At 56.7% G+C, this 17,039-nt stretch carries 9 protein-coding genes; 4 read left to right on the top strand and 5 right to left on the bottom strand.

Going from position 1 to position 17,039, the window contains the following annotated elements:
- Positions 1 to 249: 249 nt before the first annotated feature.
- From VK738_13995 to VK738_13980, 4 genes are all read right to left on the bottom strand, one after another.
- Entirely contained in the window at positions 250 to 441 is a 192-nt protein-coding gene (locus tag VK738_13995; protein ID HTD23766.1) for a hypothetical protein, read from the bottom strand.
- Between the two features lie 43 nt (positions 442 to 484).
- Positions 485 to 3,886 (bottom strand): DUF11 domain-containing protein, encoded by a 3,402-nt coding sequence (locus VK738_13990; protein HTD23765.1) that lies wholly within the window; start codon positions 3,884 to 3,886, stop codon positions 485 to 487.
- A gap of 369 nt (positions 3,887 to 4,255) precedes the next feature.
- A complete protein-coding gene (locus tag VK738_13985) occupies positions 4,256 to 5,902 on the bottom strand; it encodes a hypothetical protein (protein ID HTD23764.1) in 1,647 nt (548 codons plus the stop codon).
- 165 nt (positions 5,903 to 6,067) lie between these two features.
- A complete protein-coding gene (locus tag VK738_13980) occupies positions 6,068 to 6,685 on the bottom strand; it encodes a hypothetical protein (protein ID HTD23763.1) in 618 nt (205 codons plus the stop codon).
- 300 nt (positions 6,686 to 6,985) lie between these two features.
- On the opposite strand from VK738_13980, the gene VK738_13975 reads away from it, so the two are divergent.
- From VK738_13975 to VK738_13965, 3 genes are all read left to right on the top strand, one after another.
- Positions 6,986 to 7,561 (top strand): sigma-70 family RNA polymerase sigma factor, encoded by a 576-nt coding sequence (locus tag VK738_13975; GenBank protein HTD23762.1) that lies wholly within the window; start codon positions 6,986 to 6,988, stop codon positions 7,559 to 7,561.
- Positions 7,558 to 10,083 (top strand): protein kinase, encoded by a 2,526-nt coding sequence (locus tag VK738_13970; GenBank protein ID HTD23761.1) that lies wholly within the window; start codon positions 7,558 to 7,560, stop codon positions 10,081 to 10,083. The genes VK738_13975 and VK738_13970 overlap by 4 nt, the downstream gene beginning before the upstream one ends.
- 120 nt (positions 10,084 to 10,203) lie before the next feature.
- Positions 10,204 to 11,163 (top strand): SH3 domain-containing protein, encoded by a 960-nt coding sequence (locus VK738_13965; GenBank protein HTD23760.1) that lies wholly within the window; start codon positions 10,204 to 10,206, stop codon positions 11,161 to 11,163.
- Positions 11,164 to 11,223: 60 nt separating this feature from the next.
- On the opposite strand, the gene VK738_13960 is transcribed toward VK738_13965, so the two are convergent.
- Positions 11,224 to 12,402, bottom strand: a complete 1,179-nt coding sequence (locus VK738_13960; GenBank protein ID HTD23759.1) for a DegT/DnrJ/EryC1/StrS family aminotransferase — start codon at positions 12,400 to 12,402, stop codon at positions 11,224 to 11,226.
- Positions 12,403 to 12,871: 469 nt separating this feature from the next.
- On the opposite strand from VK738_13960, the gene VK738_13955 reads away from it, so the two are divergent.
- Positions 12,872 to 16,528, top strand: a complete 3,657-nt coding sequence (locus VK738_13955) for a carboxypeptidase regulatory-like domain-containing protein (GenBank protein HTD23758.1) — start codon at positions 12,872 to 12,874, stop codon at positions 16,526 to 16,528.
- Positions 16,529 to 17,039: the final 511 nt, after the last annotated feature.

The raw sequence follows: 17,039 nt of genomic DNA, 5'->3' as shown, positions 1-17,039 counted from the left end.
AATATGTACGCGTAGTTGCCGTCGGTTCCGCAGGGACTTCCCCAACCCCTGAGGCCGCTCAGCATGCACATAATTTTCTTTCCGCGATACTCGCGATCCTCAATGATCTGCGCAGAGGCATAAGGTATCGCGCAGATTAGGGCGCCTAACACGATTATCGCTAATGAGAACCTTCGCGACATAACACGAGCGATTATAGCTCCGCCTCTATTTTCTGACAGTTCGACAGGGTCTGTATCAGCCAAACTGTCATTGCTCCAGCAATCCCAGTTCCTCTTCCGAGATCAGCGAATCGGCGAGCGGCAAGCGAGGAGAGGTTGGCGCGACTTTGGGAATCCTTCCCAGCGTGAGCTGTTGTGCCTGCGCCGGCGGCAAGATTGTTCCCAGCAGCAGGAACAGGATTGGCGATAAGAAATTGAGGGTCCGATGTTGTAGCTTCATAAAAATCTCCTGATTAAATTTTCGTGTTCTCATTTTTGGCTTCTTATTGCACCGTCAGGGCTACTGAGCCGCTATGGCTCAACATGCCGGAGGTGGCGGTGACTGTGATTTGATACGTGCCGGAGGGCGTGCCGCCCGTCGTGCCGGCGTGGTGCGCACTACCTCCGCAGCCTGACGAGAACACGAGCAACAGCGCGAGAACCACAAAGGCCGGCACTGCCACTTTTCTGCGCTGGGACAAGCGGCAGGCGACGAAAATAGAAACCAGCGACCCCAGGAAGTATGCGAGACCGGCCTCTCTCCCTAAGTTCGGACGGCCTCGCCATCCTCCCGGCGCTGGCGTAATCCCAGCGGTCACAACCGGGGCCGAAGTTTGAAGGGTCATTGTTGCTGTAACAGGGTTGGCATTGGTTATTGCCAGCGTGCTGGGTGTGATGGAGCAATTTGTGAGCGCCGGCGCACCGCTGCAGGCCAGCGATATGTTGCCGGTGAATCCTCCGCTCGGGGTCACAGTGATGGTGTAGGTAGCAGTGCCGCCTGCCTGGACACTGGCGCTGACCGGCGATATTGCCAGAGAGAAATCGCTCGCAGTCAGAGGAGTTACGGTAGTGGTCGCACTCGCCGAGTTGTTGCTTAGGTTCGGGTCAAACTGGTTTGAGGTCACATTCACCGAGTTGGTAATCGAAGGCATAGCAGCCGCGCTGGGCGTGATTACAACCGTCGCCGTAGCGCTGGCGCCACTGGCCAGGGTGCCCACGGCGCAGACGATCTTTCCCGATGCCGGAGGCGGGCAGCTCCCCTGGCTGGCGCTGGCGGAGACAAAGACGAAAGCAATAGCAGGTGGAAGCGTGTCTGTAGCTGTCACGCCATTTGCCGGCGAAGGACCATTGTTCGTGACCTTGATCGTGTAAGTTATGTTGCCGCCGATGGGCACCGAAGTGGGTGAGCTGGTTTTAGTTACGGCGAGATCGGCTACGGGAGTTACCGTCGTCGTAACCGATGCTGAGTTGTTGGTGTTGTCGGGGTCCGGTTCCGTAGCGCTGACGGTCATCGTGTTGGTGATGGAGGGTACCGCGCCTGCCTGTGGGATCAGAATAAAGGCAATGGTGAAACTGGCTCCGCTGGAGAGGGGACTGCCCAGGGTGCAAATGATTGTTGCAGCGGGAAGATTGCATGAGACCCCAGCAGGGATGTTCGCGGCGAAGAGGGTAACGTTGGCGGGAAGGGTGTAAGTTAGCGCCACGTTAGTCGCGGGACCCGGACCATTGTTCTTCACCGTTGCGGTGTAGGTAACGTTGTTCCCCACCAGAACGGTGCTGGCGGAAGCCGTCATGGTCACGGCCATATCGGCGGCCTGGCCTACGACGTTGACCGTCGCGGTTGCTGAGTCGTTGGCCGGGTTAGTGTCATTGCCGGTGCTGGTGATAGTAGCGGTGTTGGAGAGCGAACCAACCGCCGTGGGCGTTACTACGAGTGAGATGGTCGAACTGCTGTTGCTGGCCAGGCTCCCGCGTACGCAAATGAAGCCTCCTGTGGCGCCAACTAATGGTGTCTTGCACCCCCATCCAGGGGCAGAGATAGAAACGAAATTAGAGGGGTTGATTGCACCGGTTAGGGAAGGGCCCATGGCAGTATCAGATGGAGAATTGGAGACTTTTATTGTGTAGGTGAGGTTGCTGCCCAGGGTAATGGTGGCCGACGATGGAGTATTGGTGACGGAAAGGTCATAGGTTGAAGTCTCCCCGCCGGATTGAGCTTCATAAGCCCCGCTGTCGCAAGCAGGGCCGATAGGCCGGTTGACACCGCGTTCGTCGGTCGCTTCGCAGGCTGTGCCGCCGCTGCCTGGCGCAGCCGGACTGCCGAAGTCAAGCGCCGGGCTGCCCTTGAGCAGGGCTGCTGTGGGAATCACAGATGTGTTTCCACCGGATCCAACCGTCTTGCCGCTGTTAGCGGCTAGGACGCCCACGACAGGATCAACGGGAAGGGAGAGAGTTCCGGTAAAGTCGCTATTGACGGCATTGATGGTGCAGCTATCAGATGCGCCAATGATGTTGTGGCCCTGTGAAGTCAAGCTGCCGCTGCAGTCTGGTGTGGTTCCAGATCCGTTCGTATTTCCCGCGATGATGGAGTTCCGGATGATGTCTGCGCCCCCGGCAATTCCGCCGCCCACTCCGTTTGTCGCAGTGTTATTCGTGATGGTGACGTTGTTGAGCGTGAGCCCGTTCTGGGATTGGATAGCGCCGCCATCTACTGCCGCTGTGTTGCCCGAGAACGTGGAGTTGATGATGGTTCCAACCCCGCCGAGCAGTGCCCCGCCTCTTCCATTCGCCGTATTTCCCTGGAAGGTGCTGCCTGATATCGTGACCGCGTTGTTCCCTATATCAACAGCCCCGCCATCGCCGGAGCTGCTGTTGTTCATGAAGAGTGAGTCGGTGATTGTGCCGCCGAACACCCCCGCTGCGCCGCCACTGGCATTCACGTTCGTATTCATGTTTCCGATGAATGCGCTGCGCGTAATGGAGCCTCCGACGGAGCGGACCGCCCCGCCACCGTTACCGCTTTCGCTGTTGTTCATGAAGGTGCTGTCGGAAATCGTCAGGCTGCACCCGCCCTGGACACAGTGCAGGGCGCCGCCTCCGCCCCCCCCCGCACTGTTGTTGCTGAAGAAGCTATTGGTGACAACCGAGGTTCCCTCCACCGCCCCGCCAGCGGTGGCGCTGTTATTCGTAAAGGTGACGCCGCTAAAGGTTCCGCCTCCGCCAACCGCACCACCACCGCCTAAGACGCCGGCAGCCGTGGATACATTGTTGGCAAAGGTGCAATTGTTCACGGTCAATGCGGCAGGGCCTCCAGACGTGGGGCCGCCGTTGTTGAAGATGGCGGCGCCGTCACTGGCCTGGTGGCCATTCCTAATCGTGAGATTGTTGAGCGTCAGATGGCCAGTGTTCTGGCGGTTATCAAAAATTCCAAAGTTGGGTGTCCCGTTGGCGAGGGAACGCTCAATGATCGCCCCCGCGGGCACGTCAGGGGCAAGCAGGCCCGTGATGGTGATATCGCTCTGAATTCCGGGCAGGCCGAAAGGGAGGCCGAAATTGTTGTCCACTACGGTAAGCGTGTATGTTCCAGCGGGGACCATGATCGTGTTCGGAGACGCCGTGGCGCCGGTGCAACCATCCACATTTGCGTTGGTATTAGCGGCGATGATCGCCGCGCCGATGGTGCAGACGCCGGTTGTTCCGCTGCCCCGCTGTAACGTGGAATTTACGTTGATCGTTCCCGCGTATGCCGGCACAACCGCGCCGGCCAGGCCCAAAATGGCGACGGCGGCGAGGCATACTGTGACAATCCAGAGCGGCGATGCGCTCCATCCGAGTGTTGGCCGACGCGCGCTTGCGCTAAATTCTGTCGACGGTGCGCGGTTGATGTAAGAATTTTTACGTCTCATATTTCTCCTCTTGCTCTTCTGAATTCCAGGTTGATTGCAGCGCCTGCACGTACCCGAACAGGGAAACGGGCAAGCCTCCATCCTGGGAGCCTGGTTTAAGATTTTTGCCTTCACTCAGTAACGCGAAACCCAGAGACAAACGGGCTCACGGCTAGGAAAGTTTTTTTTGATTTTTCGTTGAGGGAGATGTGGGCAATCGTGTCGAGTGGCGACGGTATACCAACTGTCATCTCGAGCCGAGCGCCGCAAAGACGCTGAGCGCAACGCATCGGCATGGCGCGGAGAGAGGGACCTCGACAATGCTTCGGACAGAATTGCAATGTCAGGGAGTTCTACCCAAAGCGCCACCCACGCAGCGGAAAATTCAACCTACGGCCTTCCTCCTGCTGCCACGGCGGAAGTTTTGAACAACTCCGGATGCAGATAGGTGCCGCGCTTGTCGCCTTTGTCCTCCTCCACCTGAATGCGGTGGGCGTTGGCGTAGGCATCGTGCCGGATGCCGGTCACCTGCCAGCTCACCTTTACATGCGGCCGGTTGGTCCTGATGGCGAAGCGGTTGTGTTGGACCTCGCGCGCGATGATGGCCTGCGCAAACTCTCCGATGACCGTCAACTGATAGCGGAAGTCCTGGTTGAGGGCTTCGAACCAGTCGGGCAGCGCCACGGTGGCGTTGCCGCGCGCGTCGGTGGTGATGTTGCCGTTGTAGATGTTCATCATGTCCGGCGACTCGACGAAGGAGTGCGAAAGATATTTGTTGGCCGGGTCGAGGGGATGATCAATCTGGAACGAGCCGCCGCCCTTGGTGAGGTTACCGACCACGTGCACGGTGCCGTTCAGGTCAATGAACATGCGATCGAAACCGTTGGTATAGAAATCCAAACCGTACTGGTTGGTGCCCGGACCGCTGGCGCGCTGCGATCCAATGGCTTCGCCGGAAACGCCGCCAAAGACCAGCAGGTTCGCGGCATTACTAAATGCTCCGCCGTCGGCGCCGCTGGTATCAACGTTCACCCCGTTGGAAAATTGCGCGCCGTTGGCTGCCCGCACCACAAAGCGGTTGGCTGCTCCACAGGTGGTGGGTGTTGTAGTTGAATTGTCGCCCCAGACGAAGCATCCGTCCCAATCCGCACTTGCGTACTGCCCAGCGGCAAAGGCGCCATAGGCAGCAGTCCCCCCGGTGTTGAAGCCGGTGGTGTTGTTTTGCCCGCCGGCGATGAAGGAAAGTTTTCCACCGGCGGTGTTGCTACGGCCTCCAGCCACGGCGGAGTAGCTACCGCCGGCGGTGTTGCTAAGGCCTCCACTCACTGTGTCACTGAAGCCGGCGGTGTTGCCCTCGCCTCCGCCCACCGTGCCAAAGGGTCCGTTCACCGTGTTGACAAAGCCACTCTCGCCTCCGCCGGCGATAGTGGCGCCGAAGCCGATATCGCTATTCGTGACCGTGTTGCCGCTAAAGCCGCCAATTACGTTGGGCGCAGGACTGTTGCCATTGACATCGAACTTCGGCTCGACGCGGAATGCACGGCTACCGTTAACCCACAGCTCGAAGGGCTGATTGTCATTGGTTCCGAGCCGGTTGGCTCCCGGCGTAGTGCCTGTATTCCCGCCCAGGCTCCAGAAATCGTGGGTGCTGTTGCCCGAGCTCTGCTGCGTGGGAAAGGTCACCACTCCAGTAGTTCCGTTGATGGTCAGGCCGCCGATGACCAGGTTGCCGCCGTTATCGAACAGGAGCCCGGAATCCACCAGCGTGTAGGTGGGTCCGATTTTGGGAATGGAGCCGATGTGGGCGCTGCTGCGGAACAGGATCTGATAGAGCACGGGTCCGTCCGGTTTTTCTGCGCTGGGAGAGGTACGCTGCCAGACTAACTCCTTCCCAGGCCGCAGGCTGGCCATCTGCAATGGCTGCTGCCCGTAGATGTGAATGACCGCGGATAAGAAAAACAGAAGAAAAAATACTCGACGATGTGCCCCGACCATAGTGGCCTCCAGTTTGACTTGCCAGTTTTTGTTTGCCTTCATTCAGTAACGCGGAATGCAGAGACCAACCGGCTCATGGATTGGAAAAGTTTTTTCATCGCAAAGGGGCAGAAGAAGAGAAAAGGAAGGGGCAGCATCCACGCTGAGCACACCCGGAATACAGGCAGGTGCGACGGCGCGAAACGTGCTGACCCCGTTATTACTGAATTACGGCAGGCTCACCGTGTAACCGGAGAGCATCATGTGCAAACTGCCGTTCCCCACAGTCGATGTCTGCCAGCCGTTGAACCGAATGGTGGAGCCGGGATCGGCGGAGATATGCACCATTTGGCTTCCCGTAAATTGCCCTGCGAACCCTAAGGGCTGTCCGGGAAAGAATTCGTAGAGCGCATTATTTCCTCCGACAAGCGTGAACAACTGATAGACAGCTGGCTGTGCTCCCTGCATGAAATTGCCGTAGACATTCACGTACTCGATCACAACTTCCTCTCCCGTGGGAACTACAAATGTCGCGGTGCAGCTATTGGAGTCCGATCCGGCGGCAATGTCGCAAGCAAGCTCCTGCTGAAATGGACGCCTGCCGGCCTCATCCACGCTGCGCGTCACCACCGGCACAATGCTTTGGTTGTCAATGACCGTAGCCGGAGCCTTTGCGCTCTGCACCGGCTGCGGGCCATTGAACGCCACCTTGAAAGTTCCTGCCAAGGCAGTGCTCGCGAGCGCCATTGCACACGCGGCCGCTGCCAGCGTGCGCATGGCGATCCGCAGCGCTCTCCTGGATGCGCGGCGGCAATTACCACTTCCGATATTTTGATTGTTGATCATGTTTTCTCCTCTGGCGGCGTCTAAAGAATGGTTTCTCTCCATGCAGTCGCCGGAAAATTTTCTCCTCAGTCAGTAACGCGGAATTGGAGTGGAAAGCGGCTCAAAAGCTGGGGCCAAAATCCTGGAATTGCTGGTGGACCACCTGTGGGGAGCAAGTTCGTCGAAGGCGTCTCGTCGGTCTTACGTCGAAACGAAAGGGCATCGTAGACTCACTAATGACTGATAGTGCATCTGGACTTAATTGGGAAGCAAGTACCTTGAGAATCGGTGCTAAAATACGGGCCACTCCCGGCTCAAAACATGGCGGAAAGTCCCAATGAAATCACGGGCTTACTACAGCGCTGGCAGCAGGGCGACCGCGATGCCCTCGACCAGCTCATGCCTATCGTTTACGACGAGTTGCGCCGCCTGGCCCGGCACTACCTGAGCCACGAGCGTGAAGGCCACACTCTGCAACCTACAGCTCTGGTGAACGAGGCCTATCTGAAGTTAGTGGACCAGCGTAGCGCCCAGTGGGCCAACCGCTCGCAATTCTTCGGAGTTGCCGCCCAGATGATGCGGCGCATTCTGGTAGACCACGCCCGCCAGAAGCAGTCAGAGAAGCGACGGATGATGAAAGACCCGGTTTTGCTCGATGATGCCCTGACCCTTTCCGCTTCCGAGGACCTGAATCTGGTGGCCCTCGACGAATCTCTCAGCGCCTTGGCCTCCTTCGACGAGAAGAAATGCAAGATCGTGGAGCTGCGCTTCTTCGTCGGACTTCCAGTTCCCGAAGTTGCCGAAGTGCTCGGCATCTCGCCGGCCACAGTCAAGCGGGAGTGGTCTGTTGCCAAAGCCTGGCTCTATCGCGACATGGCGCAGAAGGCGGAAGCGTGAACCCGGCACACTGGAAGACGGTGGAAGATATTCTCGCCTCCGCGCTGGAGCTTCCCGCCGAGCGGCAGGCCGCCTACGTGGAGCAGTGTTGCGCCGACTCTCCGGAAATCAGAAAAGAAGTCGAGGAGCTGCTCGCAGCCTACCGCGCGGCGGAAAAGTGCATCGAGCCGCGGGCGGGCAAGTTTGACTTGCCTGGCGGGTCCGAAGGTTTTTTTAAAGATACCTTTCTGGGAACACGCATCGGGACCTACAAGCTGGTGGAGCGCATCGGCGATGGCGGCATGGGAACGGTCTACCGCGCCGAGCGCGATGATGGGCAATTCACGCAGGTGGTCGCGGTCAAGCTGGTGCGGGCGGGTTTGCACGATCCGGAATTGCTGAAGCGGCTTCGTACCGAGCGCCAGATCCTGGCGCTGTTGGAACATCCTCATATTGCGCGATTGCTCGACGGCGGAATCACTGCCAGTGGCCAGCCCTACATCGTGATGGAGTACATTGAGGGCGCTCGCATCACGGATTACTGCAAGAGCCACAACCTGACTATCAGGCAGCGGCTGACGCTGTTCCGGCAGATCTGCTCCGCCGTGCATTACGCCCATCAGCGCCTGGTGGTCCATCGCGACATCAAGCCCTCCAACATTCTGGTTGCGAAAGACGGCACTCCCAAGCTGCTGGATTTTGGCATCGCCAAAATTGTGGATAGCTCTGCCGGAGTTGAAGGGCATACGCTCACCAGCCTCAATCCCATGACCCCCGAGTATGCCAGCCCAGAGCAGATCCAAGGCAAAGTTCTCACCACGGCCACCGATATCTACTCGTTGGGCGTGCTGCTGTATGAGTTGTTGACGTATCAGAAGCCATACAAGACTGCAGAGAAGACTCCGCAAGAAGTTGCGCGCCTGGTATGCGAGAGCGAACCGCAGAAACCGAGTACCGCTAGCACCGCCGCTGCCAAGACACTGACTGCGTCGGGCAGACTGGAACCAATCTCCGGCGACCTCGACCACATTGTTCTGAAAGCCATGCGCAAGGAGCCAGCGCAGAGATACGCGTCGGCGGAAGAGCTCTCCGCTGACATCGGGAACTATCTGGGTGGATTGCCCGTGCAGGCGCGCGAGGGTTCGTTTCGCTACCGCGCTGGAAAATTTGTAGCACGGTATAAGGCAGCAACTGCTCTTTCTTCTGCTTTGTTCGTGGCGTTGGTCGCGGGATTAATTCTCGTTTCCTGGCAAGTGCACGTTGCGCGCGTGGAGCGCGCTCGAGCGCAGCGCCGCTTTAACGACGTGCGCAAGCTGGCCAACTCGCTGATCTTCGAGGTGCATGACGGCATCCGCGACCTTCCGGGTTCCACGCCGGTCCGCAAGCTGGTCATCTCCCGGGCGGCGGAGTACCTGGACTCATTGGCGAAAGACGCAGAAGGCGATATTGGCCTGCAGATCGAATTGTCCGCGGCATACATGCGGCTGGGAGAAGTCCAGCTCAGCATAGGGACCGCCAATTTAGGTGATCGCGCCGGCGCGAACGCGAGTTACCAAAAGGCGGAGGCGCTTCTGCATTCCGTCCTCGCCCGCGACCGGTTCAATGTGACTGCGCGCCGGAATCTGGCAGCTTGCTATGAGCACGATGCCTCTTTGTACGAACTACGGACACCACAAGCTCAAGGCGCCGCTGGAGAAGCCTTGAAGATCAGCCAGGAGTTGGTTCAAGAGCGGCCTAACGATGAAACCCTGCAAAAGGATCTGGCAAGGGCGTTGCATGTGATGGCCATACAGGCGCCAAGTTCGGCAGAACGGGTGTCTCATCACACGCAAGAGTTGGAGATATACGAGAAGCTGCTCGCGCTGCATCCTGAGAGCTTTGAACTGCAACGGGACACCGCGCTGGCGCAGAAATACATCGCATCAGATCAACTGGAAGCAGGTCTGGACCAACCGGCTATTGAGCATCTCCAGGCTGCCCTGGCCTTGGATAGCAAACGTGCGGAAGCGAATCCCAACAATGCGCAAGCACAGCTTGATGCCAGCTTCGACATGAGCGAGATAGGCTATTACTACATGGACCAAAAAAAACTGGATGCTGCCTTGCAGAATTTTCAACAGGCCCTCCAGGTTCGCCGCAAGCTGCTGCAACTCGATCCTGAGAACCACGAGTTGCAAGGCCGTGTGGCCTATATCACAAAGATGGTGGCGGATGTGCTCTTGAAGATGGGAAAGAATGACGAAGCGCTTAAGTACTATCGTTCTTTAGCTGACCTTGCGACTGCTCTCGTGGCCAAGGACGCCGGAGACACCCAGAATCGCAGCTATCTCGGTTTTGCCTACAACGGCATCGCGACCGCGCAAGACCGGTTAGCGTCAGGGGCCACCGGCGAGAACAAGCAAGAGTACAGAAGACAGGCATGCGCGTTTTACCGTAAGTCCTATGAAGTGTTCCGCCCCAATATCGGTTTGCCAGGTTTGGATCCGGATCAGAAGAAGGCAATAAAAGACGTCACTGACGCAGTGACACGTTGCTCGAAATGATCCTCAACTGCTACTCATAATCATTCCCCGCAGAATGCTATATTGTTCTGTTTGGCTGTGTTCTCTTTCTCACACAATCGTTGGCGCGGAATAGCCGCTCTGTCGGCACTCTTGCCGTGCATGCTCCTCATTGCCGGATGCAATCGCAATTCGGTTAAGCCTGGCGAGGTGGCGTATGTTGCCGCGGCGCAGGTGACACTCCGCGACCGCGTGGCGGCCGTCTTCAACAAGACTGGCACGGTGGAGAACGGTGAGAAGGTGAGCGTCCTGGAGCGCACCAAGAATGGGCGCTTTGTCCGCGTTCGTTCGCCCCGTGGCGAAGAAGGCTGGGTGGAGCAGCGCTATCTCGCCGACGAAAAGATTTTTAATCGGTTCCAAATCCTGGAAAACGGTTATGTGAATGCACCTATCCAGGCCCGTGCAGTCACGCGCTCTGACTTGAACATGCACGCCACCCCCGGCCGCGACAGCGAGCACCTTTACCTGCTGAAGGAAGGTGAAAAGCTTGACCTCCTCAAGCGTGCTACCGCGGAAAAAGCGGTGAAGAGCGCAGCCAAGCCGGCCACGGACGCCACTCCTTTACCCCCGCCGGTGTTAGAAGACTGGTGGCTGGTCCGTAGTTCGCAGAAGCATTATGGCTGGGTCCTGGCCCGCATGTTGGATTTGGATGTACCCGTGGATGTGGCGCAGTATGCCGAAGGGCAGCGCATTATCGCTGACTTCGTCCTGAACCAGGTGGATGACAACGGCAAGCAGGTGCCGCAATATCTCTTGCTGCTGAACCAATCCAAAGAAGGCAGTCTCATTGACTTCGATCAGATACGGGTTTTTACCTGGAACAAGAAGATGCACCACTACGAGACCGCCTATCGCGAACGCAACCTGGAGGGCATGTTGCCAGCCCGGGCCGGTCAGGAAAATGTCGGTGCAGAGGGCACACTGCCGGTCTTTACCATCCATGTGCGGGATGATTCAGGCGGTCTCACAGAACGAAAATACAGACTTAAAGGCGTGATCGTAAAACGCATTCTTGCTCCCGGGGAAGAACCGCAGAAACCTGCACGCCACAAACGGAAATAACTCAAGAGCTACATGCATTTTGTTTGAATACAAGAGAGCCGCTCTTTCGCGAACGCTGGGCTAGCTATAGAACTCAGCAATGGTCTCGACCACGTAGGTTTGTTCGGCTTCCGTGATCTCAGGAAATATAGGCAGAGCCAGGACTTCGCGCGCAGCGCGCTCCGATTCAGGCAGATCGCCTTCACGATACCCCAGGTAGGCAAAGCATTTCTGCTGGTGAAGTGAGAGGGGATAATAGACCTCTGAGCCGACGCCACGGTCGCCCAAAAATTTCTTAAGTTCATCGCGCCGCTGCGCCCGGATGACGTACTGATGATAAATATGGTGCACTTCCGGGAGGCATTCCAGGAACTGCACAGGCGACTGCGGGTTGCTGCTATTGCCCGAGCGAAAACCTGCGCGGACAAACAGTGAGTCGTATGTGCTGGCGCGCTCACGCCGCTGGCGGTTCCACTCTTCCAGGTGCTTCATCTTCACGCGCAGCACCGCGGCCTGCATGCCGTCTAAACGGCTGTTCCATCCGATCTCGTCGTGGAAATAGCGCTCGCGGCTGCCGTGGTTGCGCAGGCTGCGCATGCGCTCAGCGATTTTTGAATCATGCGTGGTAACGCAGCCGGCGTCCCCGGCAGCACTGAGATTCTTGGTCGGATAAAAGCTGAAGGCGGCCGCATCTCCCAACGAGCCCGCGCGTTGTCCGCGCCAGGAGGCGCCGAATGCTTGCGCGGCATCCTCGATCAAGGCAAGTCTTCGCTCGGCAGCGATGCTGCGCAAAGCGTTCATGTCGGCGCATTGCCCATAAAGATGCACAGGCAAGATAGCGCGCAGGTTAGGCGTACTCTTGAGGTGCTGTGTCACCAGCTCAGGATTCAGATTCAGCGTGCGCGCGTCAATATCCACAAACACAGGACGCGCCCCAGCGCGAACAATCGAGCTTGCGGTAGCAAAAAAACTGAACGGAGTAGTAATGACCGAATCGCCGGGCTGCACGCCCGCAGCCGCAAGCGCCAACCATAAAGCGTCAGTGCCCGAGGCGCAGCCCACGGTTTCCTGCACGCCAATAAAGGCGGAAACTTCCTTTTCAAACTGCGCGACTTCTGCCCCAAGGATGAACTGCTGCGAATCGCACAGGCGCTCCAGAGCGCCCAAAATTTCCTCGCGCACCTGGAGGTGTTGCCGGCGCAGATCCAGGAGGGGGACCTGCATCACCTTGCGTTCCGATTTGACCGATGCTGCGCGCAATTCTGACTCCAACAAAAGCTAAGGCAAATTCTATCGTAGTTAGACACCGTCTGTAGCTTAAGAGGAACTTGAAATCTTCAATTTTAATCAAGTTAATCAAGATGTCTCTCAAAATGTCTTTGGGATGTCTCCAAAATGTCTCCAAATCGAGACTTTTCGACGGGGCAAAAATCTACAGATTTTGGAATCCAGCCTGGCGAGATTCCAGGAATCTGTAGAACAAACGAGGATATTTCTGATAAAAATATTACCAAGTTGTTTATTTACAATACTTTGCATGGTAATAGGGTTTGGAATCGCAGTTGCTCCCTCTCCTTGGTTAGGCTAGGTTTGCACTTGTAGAAACTATTCGGACGCCGGTTGTTGAAGCGTCTCCTTAATTAGGCACGGGGGATCCAATGAGTTTCAGCGTCCTCTGTAAGATTCAAATCAAAAAAGCTTATTTTTAAACATCATCTTGGAGGGGCACATGAAGTTTGCCACACTTTGGAAAAAATTTAATAACAGCCTTCAATTCAGACACACAACAATGTTTGTGCTGACTATGCTGGCGGTTATGGCCTTTTCGGTCAGCGCATTGGCGCAATTCGAAACAGGCACGATCAGCGGTACAGTTACAGATTCCTCAAAAGCAGTCGTCACCGGCGCTACGGTTACGGTAACCTCGGTTGATACATCAGCCGCCCGGTCAACGACGACTGACAATTTGGGCAACTACGTTATTCCGAGCTTGCCGCCCGGAACCTACGATGTGAAGGTTTCGAAGACCGGCTTTGGCGACTTCAAGCAGAAATTTCAGGTCTCGCCGGGCGTGAAAACCTCGGTTGATGTTGCGCTCTCGGCGCAAGCCACCGGGGAAACAGTAGAGGTACTCGGTACGACGCAAACACAGGTTGATACACAGACTTCATCCCTGAACCAGGTTGTGAGCCAGACGCAAGTTTCCCAACTGCCTAGCCTCACCCGCAACCCTTATGATTTTGTGCAGACCTTAGGCAACGTGAACCAGGATTCATCCTCGGGCACGGGCGGAATTGACCAAGTTACCCGCGGCGCCGGAGTGTCTATTAACGGCGCGCGTTCGGCCAGCACCAACATTCTTCTGGATGGCGTGGAAAACGTAGACCTTTACACCACGAAAGTAGGGCAGACCGTCCCCCTCGATTCGGTGGAGGAATTCAGCCTTACCAGTAACAACTTCTCGGCAGAATATGGCCGGGCTTCGGGCGGCGTGATTAATGTGGTCACCAAGGGCGGCACCAACCGCTTCCACGGCAGCGTTTACGAACTCAACCGCGTCTCGGCGCTTACTTCGAATGATTTTGACAGCAACGCCAACGGCGTTCCCAAGGCGAAGTATACCCGCAACCAGTTTGGATACTCAGTGGGCGGGCCGATCAAGAAAGACAAGCTGTTCTTCTTTAGCAGCACCGAGTGGCTGCGCGTGCGCAGCGCGGCAAACGTCATCGAGGCAGTTCCCGATCCCGCATTTATAAATGCGGCAGGAACCTCAGCGGCGACCAAAGCGTATTTCGGTAACTTTGCCTTTCGCCCGGGTTTGACGGTTCTGCAGCAGCTGAACGCTTCACAGGCAAATGCTGTGCCCACGGGCGCCAGCAGCGCCGCGTATACCGCGTATGCCGGGGCCGCCGGAACCGGCGGGCCGGTCATGGACCTGGTCAACTTCCAAACCCCCAGCGATTCCGGCGGTGGCGCTCCCCAGAACACCTGGTACTCGTCAAACAAAATTGACTTCAATTTGTCTGACAAGACCACCATGTATGGTCGTTACGCTGTATTCAACGAAAGTGAGTTTGCCGGCTTCGTCAACAATAGCCCTTATAGTGGTTTTGACACCGGCCAAACCGAGCTGAACCAGAACTTCCTCTATTCGTTGACTCATATCTGGAATTCGAAGATCGTATCGGATACGAAGATCAACTACAGCCGGATCAAGCTGTTGCAGCCTCTCACCACACAGGCGATTCAACCCAGCCTTTACTTCAATATCAGCACAGAGGCCACCATCAAGGGCAACCTGACCTGCCTGCCGGGCTATTCCTGCACTACGCCTGGGAACTCCATTCCCTTTGGCGGTCCGCAGCACATAGCGCAGTTTTCGCAATCCGTCAGCATCAACAAGGGCAACCACGATCTGCGCTTTGGCGGCGATTATCTATACGCGCAGGACAACCGTACCTTCGGCGCCTACGAAAACGCGGTGGAGGGACTGGAATCTGGTGGCACGAAAGGCGGCTTGGCCACCGGCTTGGATAACCTGATGAATGCCCAGGCGGGTTGGTTCCAGGTAGTGGTTAACCCGCAGGGCAAGTTCCCCTGCGTCAAAAATAACGATCCAGCCGGTAGTCTAAATATCACTCCCGCGTGCAGTCTTAACCTGCCGGCCACTCAGCCCAGCTTCTCGCGCAGTAACCGTTACAATGAATTTTCTTTCTATGGACAGGATTCCTGGAAGATTCTTCCCCGGTTCACCCTGAACCTGGGCCTGCGTTGGGAGTACTACGGGACGCAACACAACAACCACCAGAACCTGGATTCGAACTTTGTCTTCGGCACGGGCAACACCATCTTTGACCGGCTCCGCAATGGGCAAGTATTCTCCGTGGCAGCCACGCCCAACAGCCCGGCCAGTCCGGTGGGCGGCCTGTGGAAAGCCTCTCCGCACAACTTTGCTCCTCGAGTCGGCTTTGCCTGGGACGTGTTTGGCGACGGCAAGACCAGCCTGCGCGGCGGTTTTGGCTTGGCCTACGAACGCAACTTCGGCAACGTTACCTTCAACGTGATCCAGAACCCGCCGGCGCAATTTAACTCCATCTTTCAAGGTAGCGGTACAGTGGCAGCGCCCTATTTAACGCTCGCGGGTCTGAACAACCTGGGGCCATTTGCCGGCTCGGGTCCACCAAAGCCTCTTCCCCCTTCCAGCTTGCGTTACGTGCGGCAGGACATTCCTACGGCATATACCGAAAGCTGGAACCTCTCGGTCGAACGGCAGGTCTTGCATAACTCCCTGTTTGCCCTGGAGTATTCCGGCCAGCGCGGTATTCACCTGTATTCGATTGAGAACTACAACCAACAGGGGTTCGGTGTGACGTATGAAGGCACCGATGTAGCCGTGGGTAATCCGTTTGACCGCCTGAACCGCCAGTACGGAAATATGAATACCCGCGGCGCTGACGGGTTCTCTTACTACAACTCGTTGAACACGCGCTTTACCTCAAGCAACCTGTTCCACCAGGGTATGAACATTACCGTCAACTACACTTACTCGCATACCATTGATAACCTGAGCTCAACCTTCAGCGAGACTCCGCAGACCGAAAACCTTGGCCTGCTGAATCCCTTCAACCCAGCGCTGGACAAGGGCGATGCCGATTACGATGCCCGGCACCGGATTGCCCTCAGCGCGGTGTGGGACCTGCCCTATGCCAAGGATACGCATGGCTGGGTCAAGCAGGTGTTGGATGGCTGGCAGATGGATCCTATCTTCAACGCCCGCACCGGCAACCCGTTCACAGTGTTCGACAGCTCGAACGGCCTTGGGGGTGACACGGTTTTCGCCCGCTTCTTTATCCCGGCGGGGACAAGCATACCGTTTACGGGTAACTCCGGCACACCTACTCTTGATCCCAAGACGGGAAAGCCGCTTCCCAATACTTTTACCTACATTACCCTGGTGCAGCCGTCGGGTCTGAGCCTCAATCCACTGGTTCAGTACTCTGATCCGCTGGTCGGCTCGGGCGAGTTACCGACCTGCAACATAGTTAACAACGCAGCCGGCAACCCGGTCTCGACCGGACAGAACTGCCGCTTCCCGGCCGACATGACCCACCGCAATGCCTTCCGCGCGCCGGGCTGGTACAACATCAACTTTGCAGTCCGGAAGACATTCCCGATTACGGAGCGCTACAATCTGCAGTTCAGCAGCGAGTTCTACAACCTGCTGAACCACTCCAACTACTACGTGCAGAGCGGCGGCACGCTGGATATCGGCAACGGACCGAACGCAGGAATGTTCCCGGTTACGGCGAAGCGCGGGGTCAACCCGGCTGCCGGCGTACCCAACGAGCGGCGGTTCATCCAGTTTGCTCTGAGACTGAATTTCTAAGCAAGCAAACTAAAAACTTGTAAGCCTTTCGGGGAGCGGAAACGCTCCCCATTTTTTTTGTGGTTAACCACAAAGGACACAAAGGTTTGCACGAAGTTATTTCTTGCCTACTCAGCCTTGGAGTTCGGCCTGGTAAAGCTCCCTTAGTGTCAGAACGGTACAATTTCTAAAACGGGAATTCCTTTGTGTCCTTCGTGGTTAAGCCTTCGTGTTCCTTCGTGGTTAAACATTTTTCTGCAAGAAATGACCCGCCGCTCGTTCTAAATTCCAGCGCTTTGGTGTCTAAAAAGTAGGGATGATATCAGAGTGGCACTATGTGAAAGGTTTTTTCAGTTTCTGTCATAAAGTATGAACCAGACAGATGATGTTTTAATCAATGCTTTACTTGACAGAGGTAATCCCAAATCCTATGATGGCGCTTTCATTCTTTGAGACCAGATGTGTTGCGGACGACCATGCTGCGTCTGGCTCGGCCCCGTTAGCCTTCAGCTCCGGCATTTCCGCCCGGATC

This window comes from Terriglobales bacterium (genome assembly GCA_035487355.1).
In the GTDB taxonomy this organism is placed as follows: Bacteria; Acidobacteriota; Terriglobia; order Terriglobales; family Acidobacteriaceae; genus QIAW01.
The sequence above is the reverse complement of the archived record's forward strand: the minus strand, read 5'-3'. Positions and strand labels throughout refer to the sequence as shown.

Coding starts and splice junctions, on each gene's coding strand:
- VK738_13995 (HTD23766.1), bottom strand. CDS start 441: ATGAAGCTACAACATCGGACCCTCAATTTCTTATCGCCAATCCTGTTC.
- VK738_13990 (HTD23765.1), bottom strand. CDS start 3,886: ATGAGACGTAAAAATTCTTACATCAACCGCGCACCGTCGACAGAATTT.
- VK738_13985 (HTD23764.1), bottom strand. CDS start 5,902: ATGAAGGCAAACAAAAACTGGCAAGTCAAACTGGAGGCCACTATGGTC.
- VK738_13980 (HTD23763.1), bottom strand. CDS start 6,685: ATGATCAACAATCAAAATATCGGAAGTGGTAATTGCCGCCGCGCATCC.
- VK738_13975 (HTD23762.1), top strand. CDS start 6,986: ATGGCGGAAAGTCCCAATGAAATCACGGGCTTACTACAGCGCTGGCAG.
- VK738_13965 (HTD23760.1), top strand. CDS start 10,204: ATGCTCCTCATTGCCGGATGCAATCGCAATTCGGTTAAGCCTGGCGAG.
- VK738_13955 (HTD23758.1), top strand. CDS start 12,872: ATGAAGTTTGCCACACTTTGGAAAAAATTTAATAACAGCCTTCAATTC.